This is a genomic window from Methylobacterium sp. CCH7-A2 (assembly GCF_001557075.1).
Classification (GTDB): Bacteria; Pseudomonadota; Alphaproteobacteria; order Rhizobiales; family Beijerinckiaceae; genus Allobosea; species Allobosea massiliensis.
In genome coordinates this window covers 1-20,536 of record NZ_LSKN01000122.1, presented here as the reverse complement: position 1 = coordinate 20,536, position 20,536 = coordinate 1, and the positions used below count along the sequence as shown (strand labels likewise).

Here is a 20,536-nt window from a genome sequence, read left to right as displayed (position 1 = left end):
CGATCCGGCTGCCGAAGCAGCCGAGCGATCACTTCTTCTCGGTCGTCGCCTTCTTGAGGGCGGCGCCCAGGATGTCGCCGAGCGAAGCGCCGGAGTCGGCGGAGCCGTACTGCGCCATCGCCTCCTTCTCCTCGGCCATCTCCAGAGCCTTGATCGAGACCTGGATCTTGCGAGCCTTCTTGTCGAAGAGGACGACGCGGGCGTCGACCTTCTCGCCGGCGGCGAAGCGCTCGGGGCGCTGCTCCTGGCGATCGCGGGCGATCTCGGCGCGCTTGATGAAGGTGGTCATGTCGGTGCCGGCGATCTTGACGTCGAGACCGCCTTCCTTGACCTCGATCACCTCACAGGTGACGACCTGACCCTTCTTGAACTCGCCGGCATCCACGAAGGGATCGCCGCCGAGCTGCTTCAGGCCGAGCGAGATGCGCTCCTTCTCGACGTCCACATCGAGAACGACAGCCTGCAGCATGTCGCCCTTCTTGTATTCCTCGATGACCTGCTCGCCCGGACGGTTCCAGTCGAGATCGGAGAGGTGGATCATGCCGTCGATGTCGCCTTCGAGACCCAGGAACAGGCCGAACTCGGTCTTGTTCTTGACCTCGCCCTCGACCACCGAACCGCTCGGATGCTGCTCGGCGAAAACCTCCCACGGGTTGCGCAGGGTCTGCTTGAGGCCGAGCGAGATGCGGCGCTTGACCTGATCGACCTCGAGGATCGCGACGTCGACTTCCTGCGAGGTCGAGACGATCTTGCCGGGGTGGACGTTCTTCTTGGTCCAGGACATCTCGGAGACGTGGATGAGGCCTTCGATGCCCGGCTCCACTTCGACGAAGGCGCCGTAGTCCGTGATGTTGGTGACGCGGCCCTTGAGGCGCGCACCGACCGGGTAACGCGCCGCGATGCCATCCCACGGGTCGGCGAGCAGCTGCTTGATGCCGAGCGAGATGCGGTGCGTGTCCTGGTTGATCTTGATGATCTTGACCTTGACCGTCTGGCCGATGGTCACGACCTCGGACGGATGGTTGACGCGACGCCAGGCCATGTCGGTGACATGGAGCAGGCCGTCGATGCCGCCCAGATCCACGAAGGCACCGTATTCGGTGATGTTCTTGACGACGCCGTCGATGACCTGGCCCTCTTCGAGCGAGGCGACCAGCTCGGAACGAGCCTCGGCGCGGGTCTCTTCGAGGACGGTGCGGCGCGACACAACGATGTTGCCGCGGCGGCGATCCATCTTGAGGATCTCGAAGGGCTGCGGCTGGCCCATCAGCGGGCCGACGTCGCGGATCGGACGGATGTCGACCTGCGAGCGCGGCAGGAAGGCCACGGCGCCGTCGAGATCGACGGTGTAGCCGCCCTTGACGGTGTTGAAGATGACGCCCGAAACCTTCTCGCGGGCCTCGAAGGCCTTCTCGAGCTTGACCCAGCTCTCCTCGCGGCGCGCCTTGTCGCGCGAGATGACGGCCTCGCCGAGGGCGTTCTCGATCCGGTCCAGATAGACCTCGACCTCGTCGCCGACCTTGATGTCCTGGTCACGGCCGGGGCCGTTGAATTCCTTGAGCGCGACGCGCCCTTCCGTCTTCAGGCCGACGTCGATGATCGCCATATCCTTCTCGATGGCGACGACCTTGCCCTTGATGACGGAACCTTCGAGGGCCTCGTTACGGTTGAACGATTCCTCGAGAAGGGCGGCGAAATCCTCGCGGCCCGAAAAGCTTTCTACGGCTGACATGTATGCTCCTGACGCCGGCCGCGTCTCCCGCGGATGTCCGGCAAGCGCCCGTTTGGGTTGGTGTTGCGGGCCGGATGCTCCCGTCGGCGCCTCGTCGAGAGGCTCGCCGCCAGGCCCGCGCACGAGGCGCCGGGCCGGCGGACGGCGCCAAACCGCCGGTTCCGCATCCGCATCCGAACGGTCCGCCCCAAACACGAAACGGGAGCCGGCCGGAAAGGCCGCCCCCGGCTGTGATCGATCACGGCCCTTCGGACAGGCGCGATGTAGTGGAAATCTGGTGACGGGGCAAGGGCGGACGCCGCCAAGAGGGTCCGTCAGGCTTCCGCCAGCCAATTCTCGACCGCGAGACCGGGAATGTCGCGGAAGTCGCGCTGGTTGTTGGTAACGAGGGTGGCGCCGAGGCTGATGGCATGCCCGGCGATCATGCGATCGAAGTCGCGGCCCCGGACCCAACCTTGCACCGACAGTACCGCGCCATACGCCTCGGCCTGAGCCTTGCCGAAAGCCACGACGGGCAGGTTTGCCAGTAGCTTCTCCAGCCGCGCGCGGCGGCCCAGCGCATCGGGATCGGTCGATCTGAGCCCTCTCTGGAGCTCGGCGACGCTCAGAGCCGACACCAGCACGGCGCCCTCGTGCTCCATCATTTTCCTCAGAACGGACCTCACGCCGTCGCGGGCATCGATAACGACGTTGGTGTCGAGGAGAAAGGCCACGCTCAATATCGCTTCCGCTCGGGAAGCTCGATCCGTTCAAGCGGCCCGGAAGGCGGGAGCGGCGGGGCCGCGAGAAGTTCTTCCAGAACCTGGCGGAGGCCTTCGCTCTTCGGCAAGATCGTCAACACGTCGCCATGCCGGGTGATCGTCAGTTCCTGACCATCCTCGAACGCCATTTCGGCAGGAATGCGCACAGCCTGGCTATTGCCGGATTTGAAGGCGCGGGTCGTGGCCATCGGCTTCCTCCTGCAAGAAGATCATGCTCTGATTGAAGACGTGGCCAGCACGCTCCGCCATGTCAATCCTCGTATATACATCAGATGGCCATGCCCGACGATCCCGAAACGCCCCCGGCAACGAAGCTGACCCGGACCAAGCAGGCCTGGGCGCAGACGGGCAAGTTCATCACCGGCCGCGTCGCGCGGCCTGAAAACGAGCGGTTGCCGCCCGGCCAGCATCTGGTGAAGGACTGGCCCGTGCTCGATCTCGGCCTGCAGCCCGCGATCGCCCTTTCCAGCTGGACGCTCGACATCGACGGGCTGGTCGACCACTCCCTGCACTGGCGCTGGGATGATCTCATGGCTCAACCGCAGGCGACGGAGGTCTCCGACATCCACTGCGTCACGACCTGGTCGCGCTACGACAACCGCTGGGACGGGGTTGCGACGCGCACCGTCCTCGATCTCGCGCACCCCAGGCCCGAGGCCGGCTTCGTCGTGCTGCACAGCTATGACGGCTACACCACCAATCTGACGCTGGCCGATTTTGCCAGCGAGGACGCCATCCTCGCCCATTCCTGGGAGGGCAAACCGATCTCCGCCGAGCATGGCGGGCCGCTTCGCCTCGTGCTTCCGAAGCTCTACTTCTGGAAGAGCGCCAAATGGCTGAAGCGGATCGAGTTCACGGCCGAGAATCGCCCCGGCTTCTGGGAGGTGCGCGGCTATCACGATCGTGGCGATCCGTGGACCGAGCAGCGCTATAGCGACGACTGAGGCATCGTCGACCGGAGGGCGTCAGAACTCCGACCAGCCCGTCTCTGCGGCACGGCGCGTGGTCGCAGCAGCAGCGGGCAGCCTTGGGGGCGCGGCCCGGGTGGCTGCAGCCCGCACAGGCGCCATGTGAGGAGCCATCTCGCGCAGTTCGGCGCGAATGCTCGCGTCGAGGGTGCGGCTGGGCGCACCACCGATCGAAAAGCGCTCGACCATCCTGCGCAGCTCGTTGGTTGCCTGTTGTAGCTCGCGTGCGACGCCGGCGCTCTGCTCGGCCATGGAGGAATTGCGCTGGGTCATGTCGTCCATCTGGGCGACCACCTTCGCGACCTCCCCGATGCCATTGGCCTGCTCGGTCGAGGCGCTGGAGATATCGGCCAGTGCCGCGGCGACACTGGTCGAGGACTCGACGATTTCGGCCAGCGCCGCGCCGGCGTCCTTGACCAGGCGCACACCGGTGGCGACCTGCTGCGTCGAGTTCGAGATCAGAGCCTTGATATCGTTGGCGGCGTCGCTGGAGCGTTGCGCCAAGGCCCGCACCTCGGAAGCGACCACCGCGAAGCCCTTGCCGGCATCGCCCGCCCGGGCCGCCTCGACCGCCGCATTGAGCGCGAGCAGATTGGTCTGGAATGCGATGTTGTCGATGACCGTGATGATCTCGGCGATGTCGCCCGAGGCTTTCTCGATGCGCTCCATCGCGCCAACCGCCTCGCCGACGATGCCACCGCCGCGATTGGCGATGCCGTTGGCCGCTTCGCCGAGGCTGGTGGCCTCGCGGGCGCGACCGGCGCTGCGCTTGACCGAGGCCGAGAGCGTGTCGGTCGTCGCCGCTGCTTCCTGGAGGCAGTCGGCCTGGGCCTCGGCCTGCTGCGCGAGTTCGCGGCTCCCATGGCCGATCCGGTCCGCCCCGACGATGATGTCCTGAGAAATGGTCGTGACGGTCCCGATAATCTGGGCAACCGCATCCACCAGTTCGTTCACGCCCCCGCAGAGTTCGGCGATCTCGCCCGTCATGCCCGCTAGCGAAATCCGGCGCGTCAGATTTCCCGCCATCGCAGCCTGAACCACGCCACGCGTATCGGCCACGGCGGCACGCAGGGCCAGCTGAACCTGCTTGTTGGCCGTGATGTCGGTCGCGAATTTCACGATCTTGCAGGGCTGGCCCATGGCATCGAAGATCGGGTTGTACGTCGCCTGGAGCCAGATCTCCCGGCCGCCCCGGCCGAGCCGGCGATACTGCCCTTCGTCAAATTCGCCGCGTCCTAGCTTCTCCCAGAAGCAGCGATAGGCCTCGCTGCCCTGCTCGGCAGGATCGACGAAGAGGCGGTGATGCTTGCCTTTGATCTCGGCCAGGCTGTAGCCGACAGCCGAGAGGAAGTTGTCGTTCGCATCGAGAATATGGCCGGAGAGGTCGAATTCGATCACGGCCTGCGACTTGCGGATGGCGGCGATCTGGCCTTCGAGATTGGCCATCGCCTCGCGCCGCGCGGTGATGTCGCTGGCGAATTTGACGACCTTCACCGGCTTTCCACTGCCGTCTAGGATTGGCGTGTAGTTCGCCAGCAGCCAGATCCGGCGCCCCCCCTTCGCGATGCGCAGGCACGGGATCTCGATGCACTCGCCTCGATTCAGCCGGTCCCAGAAGGCCGCGTAATCTCTCGATTCCCGCTCGACCTCGTCGACGAACATGCGGTGATGCTGACCGACCACCTCGTCCCTGGAGTAGCCCACGGCCTTCAGGAAGTTCTCGTTGGCGTCCAGAATCGTACCGTCGAGCCGGAACTCGATCACGGCTTGCGAGCGCCGAATGGCGGCCCATTCACCTGCCTGGGTCCCGGTGCGGCGAAAAAAGGGGATTGTCATGGCTTGGATCACGCAGAAGGTAAGACGAGTTGACAGCCTTCCTGTCAGCTTGACGCAACGACAGTTAAGAAGCCTTTACAATCCACATCAGGGTTCTGGATTTTTATCCGCCGCATGGTCGTCAGCGGTGCGGTTCCCGTCTGGCCGCTTTCCCGCCAGCCGCCTTCGTGTCACGCTGCGGCGGTCTCGCCTGCGCTTGAGGAGCACGCCATGGGCTGGGTTGTCTTGGGGCTGATCGCCGCGATCGCCGTCTACCTGATCATGACCTATAACGGCCTCGTGGCGATGCGGCAGCGCGTCAACCAGGCTTTCGCCGACATCGATGTGCAGCTGAAACAGCGCCACGACCTGATCCCCAATCTCGTCGAGACGGTGAAGGGCTACGCCACTCACGAGAAGACGACGCTCGATGCGGTGATTTCCGCGCGCAACGCCGCGCAGGGCGCGACGAGCGTCCATGACAAGGCGGCGGCCGAGCAGCAATTGTCCGGCGCGGTCGGGCGGCTGCTGGCGCTGGGCGAGGCCTATCCCGATCTCAAGGCGAGCGCGAACTTCCAGCAACTCCAGGTCGATCTCGGCAATGTCGAGGACAAGCTCGCCGCGGCGCGGCGCTTCTTCAACAACGCCGTCAGCGAGTTTAACGCCGCGATCCAGGCCTTCCCGGCCGTGCTGTTCGCGCCGCAGATGGGGTTCAGCCAGCGCGAATTCTTCGATGTCGGCGAAACCACGCGCGCTCAGATCGAGGTGGCGCCGAGCGTGAAGTTCTGAAGCGGCGCCGCAGGCGGCGAACGGGGCGGCTGCGATGCTGGGCCAGGCCTTCGGGCTCTACAGCCACATGCGCAACAACCGGATCAGGTCCGGCTTCCTGATCGCCGGGCTGTTCGCCCTCGTCTATGTCACGGTCTGGGGCCTGCTGCTGGTGGGCTATGGCTATGGCGGTGTGCCGCGCGGAACCACCGCCTATGCCGAGGCCGGGCGGACCTTCTGGCGGTGGCTGCCCTTCACCACGCTCGCGGCCGGGGCCTGGGTCTTTATCGGCTTTCGCATCAATGTCGGGCTGATCGGCGCGATGGCGGGAGCCAAGGGGCTGACGCGGGACGACAACCCCAAGCTCTACCGGATGCTGGAGAACCTCTGCATCTCGCGCGGGCTGACCGTCCCCAAGCTCGCCATCGTCGAGAGCGAGGCGCTGAACGCCTTCGCGAGCGGCGTCAACGACAAGCAGTTCACGGTCACGGTGACGAGCGGCCTGCTGGCGCAGCTCAACGATGCCGAGGTCGAGGCCGTGCTGGCGCATGAGCTGACCCATATCCGCAATGGCGACGTCCGCCTGATGATCATCGCCGTCGTGATCGCGGGTGTCATCTCGCTGGTCGGGGAAATCGTCTTCCGCGGGCTGTCGCGCAGCCGCATCCGGATGTCGTCCGACGATGCGAAGAAGGGCAGCGGCGTCGCGATCCTGATCGGCTTCGCGGTGATCGCGCTGTCCTGGTTCCTGGCCGTGGTGATCCGGCTCTCGCTCTCGCGCTCGCGCGAGTATCTCGCCGATGCGGGGGCGGTCGAGTTGACCAAGAACCCGGATGCGATGATCTCGGCCCTGCTCAAGATCGCCGGCCGCGCCGATATCGAGGGCGTGCCGTCCGGCGTGATGGACATGTGTTTCGAGAACGATCCCGACGATTTCGCCGACCTGTTCTCGACCCATCCCTCGGTGACGAAGCGTGTTCAGGCGCTGATCCAGACCGCCGGAGGGCGCATGCCGGCGATGCCGCCGCAGCCGCCGCGCGTGGCGGAGCGCCAAGATCTGCCGACGATGGTCGCGGAATCGGCCGCAGGTGTCGATCCGGCCGCCCGGGGTCCCTGGGCGCGGCCGCCCGGAGGCGGAAGCGCCAGTCCCTGAGTCAAGGGCCTCAGCGGCCGTGGCGCGACCAGTCCAGCGCCTCCTCCAGACGATCGTCGCCCCAGAAGATCTCACCATCCTCCGTGACAAAAGTCGGCGCGCCGAAGATGCCGAGCGATTTGGCGTATTCGATCTCGGCCCGCAGGCGGCCCTTGACCTCCTCGCTGCGGGACGCGGCGTAGGCAGTGCCCGGATCGGCCCCGGCCTCCTTCAGCGCCGCATTCAGAACCGCCTCCTCCGCGATGTTGCGGCCTTCACCGAAGCCGGCGCGGAACAGCGCTTTCGAGAAGGCGGGCAGCCAACCCGCCTCGCGACCGGCCAAGGCGAGCCGGGCGGCGATCAGAGAGTTCTGCGGAAACGTCTCGGGCCTGACGAGGGGAAGCCCGATCCGGCCGGCCCGGCGCTCCACGTCCCGCCACATATAGCGGCCCTTGCTCGGATAGAGCGCGAAGGGCGAGGTCGACCAGCCCTGGGCGGCGAAGATCGGCCCAAGCAAGAAGGGGCGCCAGCGGAGACTGACGCCGGCAGCCTCCGCCAGCGGCTCGATCCTCAACGCGCTTAGAAAGGAATAGGGCGATGCGAACTCATACCAGAAGTCCAGAACAGGACGGTTCGGCATTCGGCCTCCGGAGCAGTCAGTTCGGTGTGGCGTCGCGCCTCGGCAAGGTGAGCCTCCGGCGGCGCGACTGCAAGACAAGGCGCGATGCCCAAGCGTCATCCACCCGAGTCATCAACACCCATCCATCAGGCGAGGACGCGCGACCGATCAAAAGGTTCCGATTGCGTCGCCCCCGACGCTGGGATAGTGCGCCATTGCGTTCGAAAAGCGGCTTCCACGCCGCCAAGCCGCAGCAGCAGGATGATGACCCAGATGACCGAGAAAAGCGTGAAAAAGGTCGTGCTCGCCTATTCCGGGGGGCTCGACACCTCGATCATCCTGAAATGGCTGCAGACGACCTATGGCTGCGAGGTCATCACCTTCACCGCCGATCTCGGCCAGGGCGAAGAGCTCGGCCCGGCGCGCGACAAGGCGCTGCTGCTCGGGATCAAGCCGGAAAACATCTTCATCGAGGACCTGCGCGAGGAATTCGTCCGCGACTACGTCTTCCCGATGTTTCGCGCCAATGCGGCCTATGAGGGCGTCTATCTGCTCGGCACCTCGATCGCGCGGCCGCTGATCGGCAAGAAGCTCATCGAGATCGCCGAGCGGCTCGGTGCCGACGCCATCTCCCATGGCGCCACCGGCAAGGGCAACGACCAAGTCCGCTTCGAGCTGACGGCCTATGCGCTCAAACCCGACGTCGTCGTGATCGCGCCCTGGCGCGAATGGGACCTGCGCTCCCGCGAGCAGCTGATCGCCTTCGCCGAGCAGCACCAGATCCCGATCGCCAAGGACAAGCGCGGCGAGGCGCCGTTCTCGGTCGACGCCAACCTGCTGCACGCCTCCTCCGAGGGCAAGGTGCTGGAAGATCCCGCGCAGGAAGTGCCCGATTACGTCTATTCCCGCACGGTCTCGCCCGAGGACGCGCCCGACCGGCCGACCATCGTCAGCATCGACTTCGAGACCGGCGACGCCTGCGCGATCGACGGCGTGAAGATGTCGCCGGCGACGCTGCTTGCCAAGCTGAACGAACTCGGCCGCGACAACGGCATCGGCCGGCTCGACCTGGTCGAGAACCGCTTCGTCGGCATGAAGTCGCGCGGCATGTACGAGACGCCCGGCGGCACGATCCTGGCTGTCGCGCATCGCGCCATCGAGTCGATCACGCTCGACCGCGGCGCGGCCCATCTCAAGGACCAGATCATGCCGCAATATGCGGAGCTGATCTATAACGGCTTCTGGTTCTCGCCGGAGCGCGAGATGCTGCAGGCACTGATCGACAAGAGCCAGGAGTTCGTCACCGGCCAGGTCCGCCTCAAGCTCTACAAGGGCGGTGTCCACGTCATCGGCCGCTCCAGCCCGTATTCGCTCTACGACCAGGACCTCGTCACTTTCGAGGAAGGCGCCGTCGCCTATGATCACCGCGACGCGGCCGGCTTCATCAAGCTGAACGCGCTGCGCCTGCGCACGCTCGGCCAGCGCAAGAAGAAGCTCGGCCTCTGAGCCGGGCGACCGGACCTCGACACTGCGATCACGGGCCGCCTTTCAGGCGGCCCGTTTCGTTTCCGCCCGCGTTTCCAGCACGGCCGGGTAATGCGTCTCCGCCCATTCCACGAGGCCGAGCAGCGGGCCGGCGAAGCTGCGCCCGAGCGGTGTCAACGAGTAGGTCACGCTGGGCGGGACGGTGGGTTGCACGTCGCGATGGACGAGGCCGTCCGCTTCCAGGGTTCGCAGGGTCTGCGTCAGCATCCGCTTGGAGATGTCCGGAATCTGGCGGTGCAGCGCGCTGAAGCGTTTCGGCCCGGCCGCGAGGCTGCAGATCAGAAGCGTCGACCAGCGGTCGCCCAGCTTGTCCAGCAGCCCCCTCACCGGACAGCCTTCCGGATCGAGCTGCAGGGTCCGCCAGAGTTCGAACTTGGCGCCCAGCGCCGCGCAAGCATCCATCGGGTTCCTCCACGGTAACCTGGTGACGCGAAAGTGCCGTCTTTCGCCGGCCCCACCAAGTCTCTATCTGAGACCGAGTTACCACATGAGACCGGAGTATTCCATGTCCAATCCCCGTTATGCCGTCACCGGCGCCAGCGGCCAGCTCGGCCGCCTCGTCGTCGCGGCGCTGGTCGCGCGGGTCGGCGCGGCCTTTGTCGCAGCCATCGTCCGCGATCCCGCCAAGGCGGCCGGGCTGTTCCCCGAGGGCGTCAGCGTCCGCAGGGGCGACTATGACAAACCGCAGGAGCTGGCCTCAGCCTTCGCCGGCATTGAGCGCGTCCTGCTGATCTCGTCGAACGCCGTTGGCCAGCGCATCCCGCAGCATCGTAACGCGATCGCCGCAGCCAAGGAGGCCGGCGTGTCGCGGATCGCCTATACCAGCGTCCTGCGAGCAGACACGTCCCCGCTGGGCCTTGCCGCGGAGCATCGCGAGACCGAGACGGTCATCGCCGCATCCGGCCTGCCGCACAGCCTGCTGCGCAATGGCTGGTACACCGAGAATTACACCGCCTCGATCCCACCGGCTCTCGCGCATGGCGCCTTCATCGGCAGCGCGGGAGCCGGCCGGATCGCGAGCGCGGCACGGAGCGATTATGCGGAAGCGGCAGCCGTCGCGCTCGTCTCCGACGATGCGCCGCGCATCGTGCACGAATTGGCTGGCGACAGCTCCTATTCGCTGGCCGAATTCGCCGCTGAACTCTCCCGCCAGGCGGGCAAGACCATTCCCTATGTCGATATGCCGGAGGCCCAGTATCGAGGCGCGCTTCTGGGCGCCGGACTGCCCGAGCCTCTGGCGGCGCTGATCGCCGATTCCGATGCGGCGGCGGCCAAGGGCGCTCTCGACGACGGCACGCGGACGCTTTCGCGGCTCATCGGCAGACCAACAACGCCTTTCGCCACGACGATCGCGGATGCGCTACGCGGCTGAAGCCGAACCAAACGGTCTCTCGGGCGTTGGAAGCGACCTGCTCCCGAGAGGCCCTGTCATGATCCGCCTGATGCCCACCACCCTCCTCGCCGCTGCCCTGCTCGCCGCGACGGCGCAAGCCCAGACCGCGGGACCGACCTCGGGCGCGCCGGCCGAAAAGCCGGCCTCGCCCGCGGTCGCACTCTGCAAGAATGCGGCACTCCACACGCTTTCGGCGCGAGAGCCCGAGATCAAGGACATCTATGTCGACGAGGATGGCGCGACGATCGCCGTCTCGGAGACGAAGGTCGAAGATACTCCTGTCACGCGCATCATCATGGCCGAGGCCTATCTGCGGACCGACCGGTCCGACAAGCCCCGGCGCTTCCTCTGCCTGCTCGGCGAGAAGGACAAGGTGCTGCTGACCTTCTTCACCGCCCGCTGAGGGCGGCGGCCCTCCGCATCAGGCGGAGGGCTCGTCGACTACGCGCGTCGCCGGCCGGTCACGCCCGTCCGCGACCTCCTCGTGCCAGCGGCCCTGCTCGTCCTGATAGACGATGCCGTCCGTCGTGCCGGCGAGGGTCTGGCGCGCGGCCGCGTCATTCGCCGCCTTCAGCGCGGCTTCGTGGGATGGATAGGTTTCCGAGAGCACATCCTGGACCTTGTAGGCCCAGCCGCCGTCATGCTCGACGATTTCATATCTGACCGTGACCATCGCAGCTCTCCTGATTGCGGGAGAGCAACCCGACGGAGCCGGCGCGGGTTCCCTCAATCGCCCTGATCGGCAGCGCGCAGCCCGTCGAGCACCGGCATCGAGGTGATGTGGTAGCCGGCATCAACATGATGGACGTCGCCGGTCACCCCACCCGAGAGGTCGGACAGGTAATACAGCGCCGAGCCGCCGATCTCCTCCAGCGAGACCGACTTCCGCAGCGGCGAGTTCGCCCGCTGCCAGGAATACATCGCACGCGCGTCCGAGATGCCCGCCCCGGCGAGTGTCCGCACCGGCCCGGGCGAGAGCGCGTTCACGCGGATGCCGCGCGGGCCGTAGTCGCCGGCGAGATAGCGCACGCTGGCCTCCAGCGCCGCCTTGGCCACGCCCATCACGTTGTAGTTCGGCATGATCCGGGTCGAGCCGCCATAGGTCAGCGTGATCATGCTGCCGCCCTTCGGCATGCGCTCGGCGGCCCGCTTCGCCACCTCGGTGAAGGAGAAGCAGGAGATCACCATGGTCCGCGAGAAATTCTCGCGGCTGGTGTCGGCATAGAGCCCCTTGAGCTCGTTCTTGTCGGAGAAGCCGATGGCGTGGACGATGAAGTCGAGCGTGTTGCGCTCGGGATCGCCGCCCCAGGCTTCGTCGATCGCGGCGAAGGTCGCGTCCACCGTCGCGATGTCCTCGACATCGCAGGGCAGGACGAGGGTCGAGCCGACGCTGTCGGCTAGTGGCTTCACGCGCTTGCCGAGCGCTTCGCCCTGATAGGTGAAAGCCATCTCGGCGCCGTGGGCCTTCAGGGTGCGCGCGATGCCCCAGGCGATCGAATTCTGGTTGGCGACGCCCATGACGAGGCCGCGCTTGTTGTGCATCAGGGGGAGCATGGGGACCGTTCGGTTATGGCGTCAGGAGCAAGGGAGAGCGGAAGGCAGGTCGGTCTGGCTGAAGTCGTTACCTTTGAAGAGGATCGATGCTCCGGCGAGTTGCGCCGCGGCATAGGCGAAGCAATCGCCCATGTTGAGCGCAGCCGGGTGCCGGCCTTTGCCGAAGCGGTCGAACGCAGCGAGTGCGCCATCGGCATGCGCAGCTTCGTGAGGCGCGACACTGATCGCGCCTCGTGCCAGAAACTCCAGCACCGTCGCCTTGGCCAGATCGAATGCAATGCCGCGCACCCGCACCAGGGCGACGGTCGCCTCATAGATCGCCAGCGGCGAGGTGAAACGCCGATCCGGGCCTGTCAACGGCGTCCCGAACTGTTCGAAACCAGCCTCTTCGAGAAGTACGGCGACAATGACCGAGGCATCGACATACATGCTAAATGTCGCCCGACAGCTCGTCGTAGAACGCCTTATCAGCCTTCAATCCGGTTTTGGGGTAAGCCGCGACGCGCTGCTGCAAATCCCGTATCCGCTCCAGAAACGGAACGCTCTGGTCCATTTGACGAAGCTCGTTCTGGACGGCCTGCTTCACCGCGTCAGTCAGGCTGACGCCTTTACGCGCCGCCAGTTCCCGCACGGCACGGTCGGCCTCTGGATCGCGAATGTGAAAAGCCATCCCGGCGCCTCCGTCTAGACGAGGCTTATAACCGTCTAGACACAACCCGTCACGCTACAAGTGCTTCTTCACCGCCGCGGCCGTGTCCTTGGACGAGGCCAGCGGCACGATCTCGAAGCGGGCGAGATCGCCCCAGGCCAGCACCCATTCCTGCAGCTTGGTGACGTCGTCGCACTGCATCACCTGGAAGCAGCGCGCGAAATCGGCGGAGATCCAGCTGTCGACATAGGTCAGGCCGTCCGGCATCATCCGGCCCTTCTCATGGAAGCGGGCATAGATCTCCTTCACCCGCGCCTGGTCGAAATGCTCGATCACCATAAAGAGCATGATCGGTTCCCTCAGGCTTCGAGCTTCTTCATCACGATGGTGGCGTTGGTGCCGCCGAAGCCGAAGGAGTTCGAGAGCACGCAGCCGAGCCCGGCATTGTCGATGCGCTTGCGCACGATCGGCATGTCGGCGAAGGCCGGGTCGAGCTCGTCGATATGGGCGCTCTCGCAGATGAAGTCGTTGTTGAGCATCAGCAGCGAGTAGATCGCCTCCTGCACGCCGGTGGCGCCGAGCGAATGACCGGTCAGCGACTTGGTCGCGGAGATCGGCGGGCTCTTCTCGCCGGCGCCGAAGACCTCGCGGATCGCCTCGATCTCCTTGGCGTCGCCGACCGGGGTCGAGGTGCCGTGGGGGTTGATGTAGTCGACCTTCGCGTTGACGCCCTGCAGCGCCATCTTCATGCAGCGCACGGCGCCCTCGCCCGACGGAGCGACCATGTCGTAGCCGTCCGAGGTCGCGCCGTAGCCGACGATCTCGCCATAGATCCTCGCGCCGCGCGCCTTGGCGTGCTCGAGCTCTTCCAGCACGACGACGCCGGCGCCGCCCGCGATGACGAAGCCGTCGCGGTTGAGGTCATAGGCGCGCGAGGCGCGCGAGGCGGTGTCGTTATAGTCGGTCGACATGGCGCCCATCGCGTCGAACAGGACGGAGAGCGTCCAGTCCAGCTCCTCGCAGCCGCCGGCGAAGACGACGTCCTGCTTGCCCCACTGGATCAGCTCATAAGCGTTGCCAATGCAGTGGTTCGAGGTCGCGCAGGCCGAGGAGATCGAATAATTGACGCCCTTGATCTTGAACCAGGTCGCCAGCGTGGCAGAGGCGGTCGAGGACATGCCCTTGGGCACGGCGAAGGGACCGACCTTCTTCGATGAGCCGCTCTCGCGGGCCTTGTCATAGGCGTCGATCAGGGCGCGGGTCGAGGGACCGCCGGAGCCCATGACGATGCCCGTGCGCTCGTGGCTGATCTCTTTCTCCTCGAGACCGGCGTCGGCGATGGCCTGCTCCATCGCGACCTGGTTCCAGGCCGAACCGCCGCCGTGGAAGCGCATGGCGCGGCGGTCGAGGACGGTCGAGGGGTCGAGAGTCGGCACGCCGGCGACGCGGCTGCGGAAACCATGCTCCGCGAAATCCGGCATGAAGGAGATGCCGGATTTCGCCTCGTGCAGCGAGGCCAGCACTTCCTGCGTATTGTTGCCGATGGACGAGACGATGCCCATCCCGGTGACCACCACGCGTCTCATGCTCTCTATCTCCGGCTTTATCGCGCCTGTGCCGGACGGATCGGGGCCCGGCGCGCATTCGTCGATCCCGCGCACATGGACCGCGCGGCTGGCGCGCGCAAGGTCGCGGCGCGCTTTTCCCCCAAAGACGCTCCCGTCAATCACCGCGCCGGCGGGGTGACCCGCGCGATCGGGAAGTTCAGGCCGCCTCGGGCTTGAACAGGCCGACGCGCATGTCGCTGACCGTGTAGATGCGCTTGCCGTCGGCCTCCAGCCAGCCATCGGCGATGCCGAGCACGAGCTTGGACTTGAACACGCGCTTGAAATCGACGCCGTAGACGACCTGCTTGACGGATGGCAGAACCTGGTCGGCGAACTTGACCTCGCCGACGCCGAGCGCCCGCCCGCGGCCGGGCAGACCGAGCCAGCCGAGGAAGAAGCCCGTAAGCTGCCAGAGCGCGTCGAGGCCGAGGCAGCCCGGCATCACCGGATCGCCCTTGAAATGGCAATCGAAGAACCAGAGGTCCGGCTTGATGTCGAACTCGGCCCGGACGAGGCCCTTGCCGTGCTCGCCGCCTTCTTCCGAGATCTGGGTGATGCGGTCGAACATCAGCATGGGCGGCAGCGGCAGTTGCGCATTGCCCGGCCCGAACAGCTCCCCACGGCCACAGGCGAGGATCTCCTCGTAGCTGAAAGACGATTGCCGCTGCATATCCCGTGTCGCTCCATACCGGCCGCCTCCGGGCGACCCTCCGTCCGTGCCTAACACGCCGTCGCGCCCAAACGAAAGGGCGGATGGATCGCGCGCCCCAGCCGCCCCTCCGGCGTGGAGTGCTTGCGAGCCCGGCCGCGAAAGATTACATCCGTTCTCAACAAGCAGGTGGACATGCGTTCCATCTTCGAGGGAGCTTCGCCGGCGGCAATGAGCGATCTGATTTCCCAGGATGCGGGCTATGGATCGAGCGTTCGCAAGGGCTGCCCGTTTCATGACATCCGACAGCGGCTGCGCCGTGTCGGCCTGCGGCCGACGCGGCAGCGCGTTTCGCTGGGCTGGGTCCTGTTCGCCCGGGGCGATCGGCACATCAGTGCCGAGATGCTCTACGAAGAGGCGATGAAGGAGAAGATCCCGGTCTCGCTGGCGACGATCTACAACACGCTGCACCAGTTCACCCAGGCCGGACTCCTGCGCGAACTCGCGATCGACGGGGCCAAGACCTTCTTCGACACCGACAGCAGCGAGCATCATCACTTCGTCGTGGACGGCGAGAACACCGTCATCGACATCCCGGCCGAGGCGGTCGACGTCGCGGCCCTGCCGGAGCCGCCGGCGGGCTACGAGATCGCGCGTGTCGACGTGGTCGTGCGCCTGCGCAAGATCGAGGCGGCCGAGGGCTGAGGCGCCCCGCCGCTCAGTCGACCTTTTCGTTGGGATAGACGCCCCAGAGACGGTCCTGGCGCAGGAAACCCTGCGTGTCGCCGACGCTGATCCGGCACCAGCTGCCCGCGCAGGACAGGACGTTGGCGATCACGCCCGATTCCAGCCGCGCCACCACCGCCGCATTCTCCTCGGCCTCGCGCCGCAGCGGGAAGGTTTCGCCCTTGGTCTTGGACCATGGCGCGACGAGGGCCGTGCGGCGGCCCGAGAGCAGGCTGTGCAGCACCCAGCCTTCCGAGCCATCCGCATCGCGCACGCGCCGCCAGGTCTCGAATTCCGCGACGATCTCGACCGGCAGCCCGGCACGCTGATAGACCCAGCGGGTGCGGTGTTCCTTCGAGGGGCCCTCACGGAGATTGACCCGGTCGGTCTTGAGGCTGACATAGCGCGGCACCGGCAGGCCCGTGACCGACCCCGCCTGCATGTCCTGGGCGTTCGCCAGAGGGGCGGCCGCCATTGCCGCCAGCAAGACCAGCCCCGCCAGAACGCTCCGCCTCGCCGCCGCCATCCGTCCTGTCTCCATCCATTCGCCGGGCCCTGGGCCGGGGGACCCCCGGCGAAGGGTCATGTTGTCATCCGCCGTCACGCCACTTAGAGAACGGGCGAAGCCGAGCGTTCCGCCGCCTCATTCCTGAAGCCCCGCGGTTAATGGGGGGTTGAGGCCAAAAGGCGGCGGGAGACTGCGGCAGCGGAGGAGGAGGCGTCCATGTCGAAGAAGAAGCCGCTCGTCGTCGTCACCCGCAAGCTGCCCGCCGTGGTGGAAACGCGGATGCGCGAACTCTTCGACGCGCGCCTCAACATCGACGACACGCCGATGTCGCAGGCCGCCCTGGTCGAGGCGGTGAAGACGGCCGATGTTCTCGTGCCGACCGTGACCGACCGGATCGATGCGAAGGTGATCGCGCAGGCCGGTGACCAGTTGCGGCTGATCGCGAACTTCGGCAACGGCGTCGACAATATCGACGTCGCCAGCGCGGTCCAGCGCGGCATCACCGTGACGAACACGCCCGGCGTCCTGACCGACGACACCGCCGACATGACGATCGCCCTGATCCTCGCCGTCGCGCGGCGCATCGCCGAGGGTGCGCGCGTCATCCCCGACGACGACTGGGCCGGCTGGTCGCCGACTTGGATGCTGGGGCGGCGCATCACGGGTAAGCGGCTCGGCATCGTCGGCATGGGCCGGATCGGCCAGGCCGTCGCGCGGCGCGCGGCCGCCTTCGGGCTCTCGATCCATTACCACAACCGCCGGAGGCTGGATTCCCGCATCGAGGAGAAGCTCGACGCGACCTATTGGGATTCGCTCGACCAGATGCTGGCGCGCATGGACATCGTCTCGGTGAACTGCCCGCATACGCCGGCGACCTATCACCTGCTGTCGGCCCGCCGGCTCAAGCTGCTGAAGCCGGACGCGATCCTGGTCAACACGGCCCGCGGCGAGATCGTCGACGAGACGGCGCTGGCGCGGATGCTGGAGGCGGGCGAACTGGCCGGGGCCGGTCTCGACGTCTATGAGAGCGAGCCGGCCGTCAATCCGCGGCTGCTGAAGCTCGCCCGCCAGCACCGCGTCGTGGTGCTGCCGCATATGGGCTCCGCGACCCATGAGGGCCGCGCCGATATGGGCGAGAAGGTCATCGTCAACATCAAGACCTTCATGGACGGTCACAAGCCGCCGGACCGCGTGCTGCCCAGCATGCTCTGACGGCGGCAGCCGGGCTGCTCAGGCGCGCAGCCCCGCCACCAGCCGAGGCCATTGCGCGAAATCGTCGATCACCGCGAAAGCGCCGGCTTCGGCCAGGCGCCGGGCGCTGCGCGCCTTGTCATGGGCGACGCCGGTGAAGCCAACGACGCGCATGCCCGCCGCCAGCGCGGCCCGCACGCCCGGCACCGAATCCTCGATCACCAGACAGGCCTCCGGCGCCGCCGCCATGCTCGCCGCGGCGTGCAGGAACACGTCGGGATGCGGCTTGCCGCGTGCCACCTGCGAGGCCGAGAAGATGTGCGGATCGAACAGTTCGATCAGCCCGGTGATGGCGAGGTTGCGCCGCAGCGGCGCGAGACTGGTCGAGGAGGCGACGCAGCGACGGCCGCCGATGGCCGTCACGGCCTCGCGCACGCCGGGCAGCGCGCGCAGTTCGCTCTCGAGACGCAGCGCCACCGCATCCTCGATCGTCTGTTCGAAGTCACCGGGCAGCGGGCGACCATGCGCCGCCTCGATGATCTTGATGCCCTCGGACCAGGGGATGCCGACGATGCTGTCGACATAGTGGTCGAGCGTCCAGCTGGTCAGGCCGAGCGCATGGCAGGCGGCGAGACTGACCTCCCCATAGAGCGTCTCGGTGTCGATCAGCGTGCCGTCGCAGTCGTAGATGACGAGATCGGGCATGCCGGCCGGCCGTCCGGCAGTGCTCACTCAGCCCGCGCCGTGTCGAACTGCCCGGTCTTGCGGAAGCGCCAGAGATAGGAGGGAACGATCGCCTCGACCGAGACGGGAGCGATGCCGAGCCCTTCGAAGCTGCGCCCCTCGGCGACGGCAGCCGCCGAGACGACATTGTCGCTCTCCAGCAGCGTCACCTGATCGCGAGTCAGCTTGATCGCATCCGGAAGCAGGCCGAGCGTCAGCGTGTCGAGGATTTCGAAGACGCCCGCCTGGATGCGGGCCAATGGGAAGGGCAGCGGCAGCAGCAGGCGCTTGCGGTCGATAACCTCGCAAATATAGGCGAGGAGTTCGCGGAAGCTCTTCACCTCCGCCCCCCCGAGTTCGTAGATCCGACCACCGGTCACGACACCATCAACGCCGCGCGCCACAGCCTCTGCGACGTCGCCGACGAAGACGGGCTGGAAGCGGGTGTCGCCGCCGCCGACGAGGGGCAGCGCCGGGAGCATCCGGGCCAGCGCGGCGAAGCGATTGAAGAACCCGTCTTCCGGACCGAAGACGATCGAGGGCCGCAGGATCACGGCGCCCGGCACCGCCGCCAGCACCGCGGCCTCGCCTTCGGCCTTGCTGCGGGCATAGAGCGACTTGGAGCCCGCGTCAGCGCCAATGGCCGAGATATGAACCAGCCGGGCGATGCCGGCCGCCGCGCAGGCCTGCGCGATCACCCGGGCGCCGTTCGCCTGGACCGCGGCGAAGTTCTGGCGGCCGCCTTCCTGAAGGATGCCGACGAGATTGACGACGGCGGATGCCCCCTTCACCGCTGCGGCGACGGAGTCGGGATAGCGCAGATTGGCCTGGACCGCGTGAATCTGACCGACCATGCCGAGCGGCTGCAGGAATCCCGCGAGATCCGGCCGCCGCACCGCGACGCGGACGCGATAGCCGCGCTTGACCAGCGCGCGCACGACATGGCGGCCGACGAAGCCGGAGCCCCCGAAGACCGTCACGAGTTGCTGGCTCGGAAGGGATAGATCGTTCGCCATCGTCGGCTGGCCTCATGCGCGCGGAGTTGCATGGCTCCTAATGCATTTCACCCCCGTCTGGAAAGGTGCTTGCGCGGCGGACCGGTGTCGTCGGGGAAGATGGCGAATTGCCGCCGGATCAGGCAGCGACGCCCGCAATTGAGGCATTCACGCCCGCGACAACAGCCCGTTAAGACTGATGTTCTTGCGAAGTTTTGCCTGTACTTAACCTGCCCTTCAATTTTCAGCCGTAAACTGCGCGACATCTTCCCAAACGTCAGGTCGAGGTTGGTCGTGGCATCCATTCGCAACAAGATTCTCGGTCTGATCGGCATCGTCGCAGCCGGCGCCGCCATCGCCCTCGTCTTCGCGCTGGTCGCGCTGTCCGGCATCGAAGGCATGGGGCAGCGGGTTTCACGCCAGAACGACGTCGCGCTCGCGACCGAGCGGCTCAATGTCGCGGTCAACCAGCTCAGCGAGGATTCGCGTCTGGCTTACATGTCGCGCAACCCCAACGAAGCGAAGAACGCCGCCGCTGCGATCGAGAAGGGACTCACCCAGCTCAACGAGCGGCTGCGGCTGTTCACCGCGATCGTCCCCGCCGATGAAAAGGGGCGGGCCGACAAGATCGCGCAGCTGGTCGCCGAATTCGCCGGGATCCGCGCCGAGACGGCCAAGCTCGCGCAGGAGGTTTCGGGCCGGGCCGCCGATGCCTGGGGCAACAGCGAGGCGAGCCGTCGCAATCGAACGGCCCTGATCGAGGAACTCGCCGGTTTCAGCCGGCTGAACGAGCAGGCCGGCGATGCCATCGAGGCGGAATCCTCCGCCTATGGCGCCCGCATGCGGGTTCTGATCCCGCTGACGCTGCTGGTCCTTCTGGGCATTTCGGTCGCGGCGGCCATCGCCTTGTCGCGACGCGCCATCGTCAAGCCGCTGCTCGATCTTGGCGCCGTGATGGATCGGCTGATCGCGGGCGACACCGCCATCGACGTTCCGCATGCGCAGCGGCGCGACGAGATCGGCGCCATGGCGCGCTCAGTCTCCGTGCTGCGCGAAACCAGCGAGAAGGTCGCAGTCCTGCAGCAGCAGGAGCAAGCCGCAGCCGCGGCACGTCTGGCGCGGGCGCAGTCGATGGAAGCGGTGGTGTCCGATGTCGGCGAGGTGGTCGCCGCTGCGGCCGCCGGCGATTTCTCGGCGCGGC

Annotated in this window: 25 protein-coding genes; 9 read left to right on the top strand and 16 right to left on the bottom strand. The window is 66.7% G+C overall.

All coding sequences use genetic code 11. The annotated features are described in order from the left end of the window. Nucleotides 1–28: 28 nt before the first annotated feature. The 3 genes from rpsA to AX750_RS10525 all read right to left on the bottom strand — a co-directional run bounded on the left by rpsA (nt 29) and on the right by AX750_RS10525 (nt 2,681). Nucleotides 29–1,732 (bottom strand): 30S ribosomal protein S1, encoded by a 1,704-nt coding sequence (rpsA, locus tag AX750_RS10535; RefSeq protein ID WP_066721713.1) that lies wholly within the window; start codon nt 1,730–1,732, stop codon nt 29–31. Nucleotides 1,733–2,046: 314 nt separating this feature from the next. After that, nucleotides 2,047–2,445 carry a type II toxin-antitoxin system VapC family toxin gene (locus AX750_RS10530; protein WP_066719682.1) on the bottom strand — a complete coding sequence of 133 codons (399 nt, stop codon included), beginning with the start codon at nt 2,443–2,445 and terminating at the stop codon, nt 2,047–2,049. A 2-nt stretch (nt 2,446–2,447) separates the two neighbouring features. Beyond that, nucleotides 2,448–2,681 (bottom strand): AbrB/MazE/SpoVT family DNA-binding domain-containing protein, encoded by a 234-nt coding sequence (locus AX750_RS10525; RefSeq protein WP_066719679.1) that lies wholly within the window; start codon nt 2,679–2,681, stop codon nt 2,448–2,450. A gap of 90 nt (nt 2,682–2,771) precedes the next feature. Here AX750_RS10525 and AX750_RS10520 point away from each other — a divergent pair, with 90 nt between their 5' ends. Further along, a complete protein-coding gene (locus AX750_RS10520) occupies nt 2,772–3,437 on the top strand; it encodes a sulfite oxidase-like oxidoreductase (protein ID WP_066719672.1) in 666 nt (221 codons plus the stop codon). A 21-nt stretch (nt 3,438–3,458) separates the two neighbouring features. Here AX750_RS10520 and AX750_RS10515 read toward each other — a convergent pair whose 3' ends face one another. Further along, on the bottom strand, nt 3,459–5,297 hold the full coding sequence (locus tag AX750_RS10515) for a methyl-accepting chemotaxis protein (RefSeq protein ID WP_066719670.1): 1,839 nt from the start codon (nt 5,295–5,297) through the stop codon (nt 3,459–3,461). A gap of 210 nt (nt 5,298–5,507) precedes the next feature. Here AX750_RS10515 and AX750_RS10510 point away from each other — a divergent pair, with 210 nt between their 5' ends. Both AX750_RS10510 and AX750_RS10505 read left to right on the top strand, forming a co-directional pair. Beyond that, a complete protein-coding gene (locus AX750_RS10510; protein ID WP_066719668.1) occupies nt 5,508–6,065 on the top strand; it encodes a LemA family protein in 558 nt (185 codons plus the stop codon). Nucleotides 6,066–6,099: 34 nt separating this feature from the next. Further along, complete coding sequence (locus AX750_RS10505) at nt 6,100–7,197, top strand: M48 family metallopeptidase (RefSeq protein WP_066719666.1); 1,098 nt, start codon at nt 6,100–6,102, stop codon at nt 7,195–7,197. A gap of 10 nt (nt 7,198–7,207) precedes the next feature. Here AX750_RS10505 and AX750_RS10500 read toward each other — a convergent pair whose 3' ends face one another. Further along, on the bottom strand, nt 7,208–7,816 hold the full coding sequence (locus AX750_RS10500; protein ID WP_066719664.1) for a 2-hydroxychromene-2-carboxylate isomerase: 609 nt from the start codon (nt 7,814–7,816) through the stop codon (nt 7,208–7,210). A gap of 252 nt (nt 7,817–8,068) precedes the next feature. Between AX750_RS10500 and AX750_RS10495 the strand changes: the two genes are divergently transcribed. After that, complete coding sequence (locus AX750_RS10495) at nt 8,069–9,301, top strand: argininosuccinate synthase (RefSeq protein WP_197426584.1); 1,233 nt, start codon at nt 8,069–8,071, stop codon at nt 9,299–9,301. 42 nt (nt 9,302–9,343) lie between these two features. Here the strand turns inward: AX750_RS10495 and AX750_RS10490 are convergent, their stop codons facing one another. Then, nucleotides 9,344–9,742 carry a helix-turn-helix domain-containing protein gene (locus tag AX750_RS10490; RefSeq protein WP_066719661.1) on the bottom strand — a complete coding sequence of 133 codons (399 nt, stop codon included), beginning with the start codon at nt 9,740–9,742 and terminating at the stop codon, nt 9,344–9,346. A gap of 103 nt (nt 9,743–9,845) precedes the next feature. Between AX750_RS10490 and AX750_RS10485 the strand changes: the two genes are divergently transcribed. Together AX750_RS10485 and AX750_RS10480 are read left to right on the top strand one after the other, a co-directional pair. After that, the gene (locus AX750_RS10485) at nt 9,846–10,712 is read left to right on the top strand and encodes an SDR family oxidoreductase (RefSeq protein ID WP_066719658.1); all 867 of its coding nucleotides are present in this window, start codon (nt 9,846–9,848) and stop codon (nt 10,710–10,712) included. A gap of 70 nt (nt 10,713–10,782) precedes the next feature. Further along, entirely contained in the window at nt 10,783–11,136 is a 354-nt protein-coding gene (locus AX750_RS10480) for a hypothetical protein (protein ID WP_156446505.1), read from the top strand. A gap of 18 nt (nt 11,137–11,154) precedes the next feature. Here the strand turns inward: AX750_RS10480 and AX750_RS10475 are convergent, their stop codons facing one another. The 7 genes from AX750_RS10475 to fabA all read right to left on the bottom strand — a co-directional run bounded on the left by AX750_RS10475 (nt 11,155) and on the right by fabA (nt 15,213). Further along, entirely contained in the window at nt 11,155–11,406 is a 252-nt protein-coding gene (locus tag AX750_RS10475; protein ID WP_066719652.1) for a DUF2188 domain-containing protein, read from the bottom strand. A 53-nt stretch (nt 11,407–11,459) separates the two neighbouring features. Continuing rightward, entirely contained in the window at nt 11,460–12,287 is an 828-nt protein-coding gene (gene fabI / locus AX750_RS10470; RefSeq protein ID WP_066719647.1) for an enoyl-ACP reductase FabI, read from the bottom strand. A 21-nt stretch (nt 12,288–12,308) separates the two neighbouring features. Then, nucleotides 12,309–12,716, bottom strand: a complete 408-nt coding sequence (locus AX750_RS10465) for a type II toxin-antitoxin system VapC family toxin (protein ID WP_066719645.1) — start codon at nt 12,714–12,716, stop codon at nt 12,309–12,311. Between the two features lies 1 nt (nt 12,717). Next, nucleotides 12,718–12,957 (bottom strand): type II toxin-antitoxin system VapB family antitoxin, encoded by a 240-nt coding sequence (locus AX750_RS10460; protein WP_066719643.1) that lies wholly within the window; start codon nt 12,955–12,957, stop codon nt 12,718–12,720. Nucleotides 12,958–13,011: 54 nt separating this feature from the next. Further along, nucleotides 13,012–13,284 (bottom strand): DUF3303 family protein, encoded by a 273-nt coding sequence (locus AX750_RS10455; RefSeq protein WP_066719640.1) that lies wholly within the window; start codon nt 13,282–13,284, stop codon nt 13,012–13,014. Nucleotides 13,285–13,295: 11 nt separating this feature from the next. Next, complete coding sequence (fabB, locus tag AX750_RS10450) at nt 13,296–14,522, bottom strand: beta-ketoacyl-ACP synthase I (protein ID WP_066719638.1); 1,227 nt, start codon at nt 14,520–14,522, stop codon at nt 13,296–13,298. Between the two features lie 178 nt (nt 14,523–14,700). Next, nucleotides 14,701–15,213: a 3-hydroxyacyl-[acyl-carrier-protein] dehydratase FabA gene (gene fabA, locus AX750_RS10445; protein ID WP_066719636.1), complete on the bottom strand. Its 513-nt coding sequence runs from the start codon at nt 15,211–15,213 to the stop codon at nt 14,701–14,703. A gap of 210 nt (nt 15,214–15,423) precedes the next feature. Between fabA and irr the strand changes: the two genes are divergently transcribed. Then, nucleotides 15,424–15,897 carry a Fur family transcriptional regulator Irr gene (gene irr, locus AX750_RS10440; RefSeq protein WP_067254039.1) on the top strand — a complete coding sequence of 158 codons (474 nt, stop codon included), beginning with the start codon at nt 15,424–15,426 and terminating at the stop codon, nt 15,895–15,897. A gap of 13 nt (nt 15,898–15,910) precedes the next feature. Here irr and AX750_RS10435 read toward each other — a convergent pair whose 3' ends face one another. Then, on the bottom strand, nt 15,911–16,459 hold the full coding sequence (locus AX750_RS10435) for an SH3 domain-containing protein (protein ID WP_082735278.1): 549 nt from the start codon (nt 16,457–16,459) through the stop codon (nt 15,911–15,913). 183 nt (nt 16,460–16,642) lie between these two features. On the opposite strand from AX750_RS10435, the gene AX750_RS10430 reads away from it, so the two are divergent. Then, the gene (locus AX750_RS10430; protein WP_066721219.1) at nt 16,643–17,638 is read left to right on the top strand and encodes a D-glycerate dehydrogenase; all 996 of its coding nucleotides are present in this window, start codon (nt 16,643–16,645) and stop codon (nt 17,636–17,638) included. 18 nt (nt 17,639–17,656) lie between these two features. Here the strand turns inward: AX750_RS10430 and AX750_RS10425 are convergent, their stop codons facing one another. Both AX750_RS10425 and AX750_RS10420 read right to left on the bottom strand, forming a co-directional pair. Then, nucleotides 17,657–18,322 carry an HAD-IA family hydrolase gene (locus AX750_RS10425; protein ID WP_066721218.1) on the bottom strand — a complete coding sequence of 222 codons (666 nt, stop codon included), beginning with the start codon at nt 18,320–18,322 and terminating at the stop codon, nt 17,657–17,659. A 23-nt stretch (nt 18,323–18,345) separates the two neighbouring features. Continuing rightward, nucleotides 18,346–19,356 (bottom strand): complex I NDUFA9 subunit family protein, encoded by a 1,011-nt coding sequence (locus tag AX750_RS10420; RefSeq protein ID WP_066721215.1) that lies wholly within the window; start codon nt 19,354–19,356, stop codon nt 18,346–18,348. Between the two features lie 273 nt (nt 19,357–19,629). On the opposite strand from AX750_RS10420, the gene AX750_RS10415 reads away from it, so the two are divergent. After that, a partial coding sequence (locus AX750_RS10415) for a HAMP domain-containing protein (RefSeq protein ID WP_197426623.1) occupies nt 19,630–20,536 on the top strand: 907 nt, incomplete at its 3' end.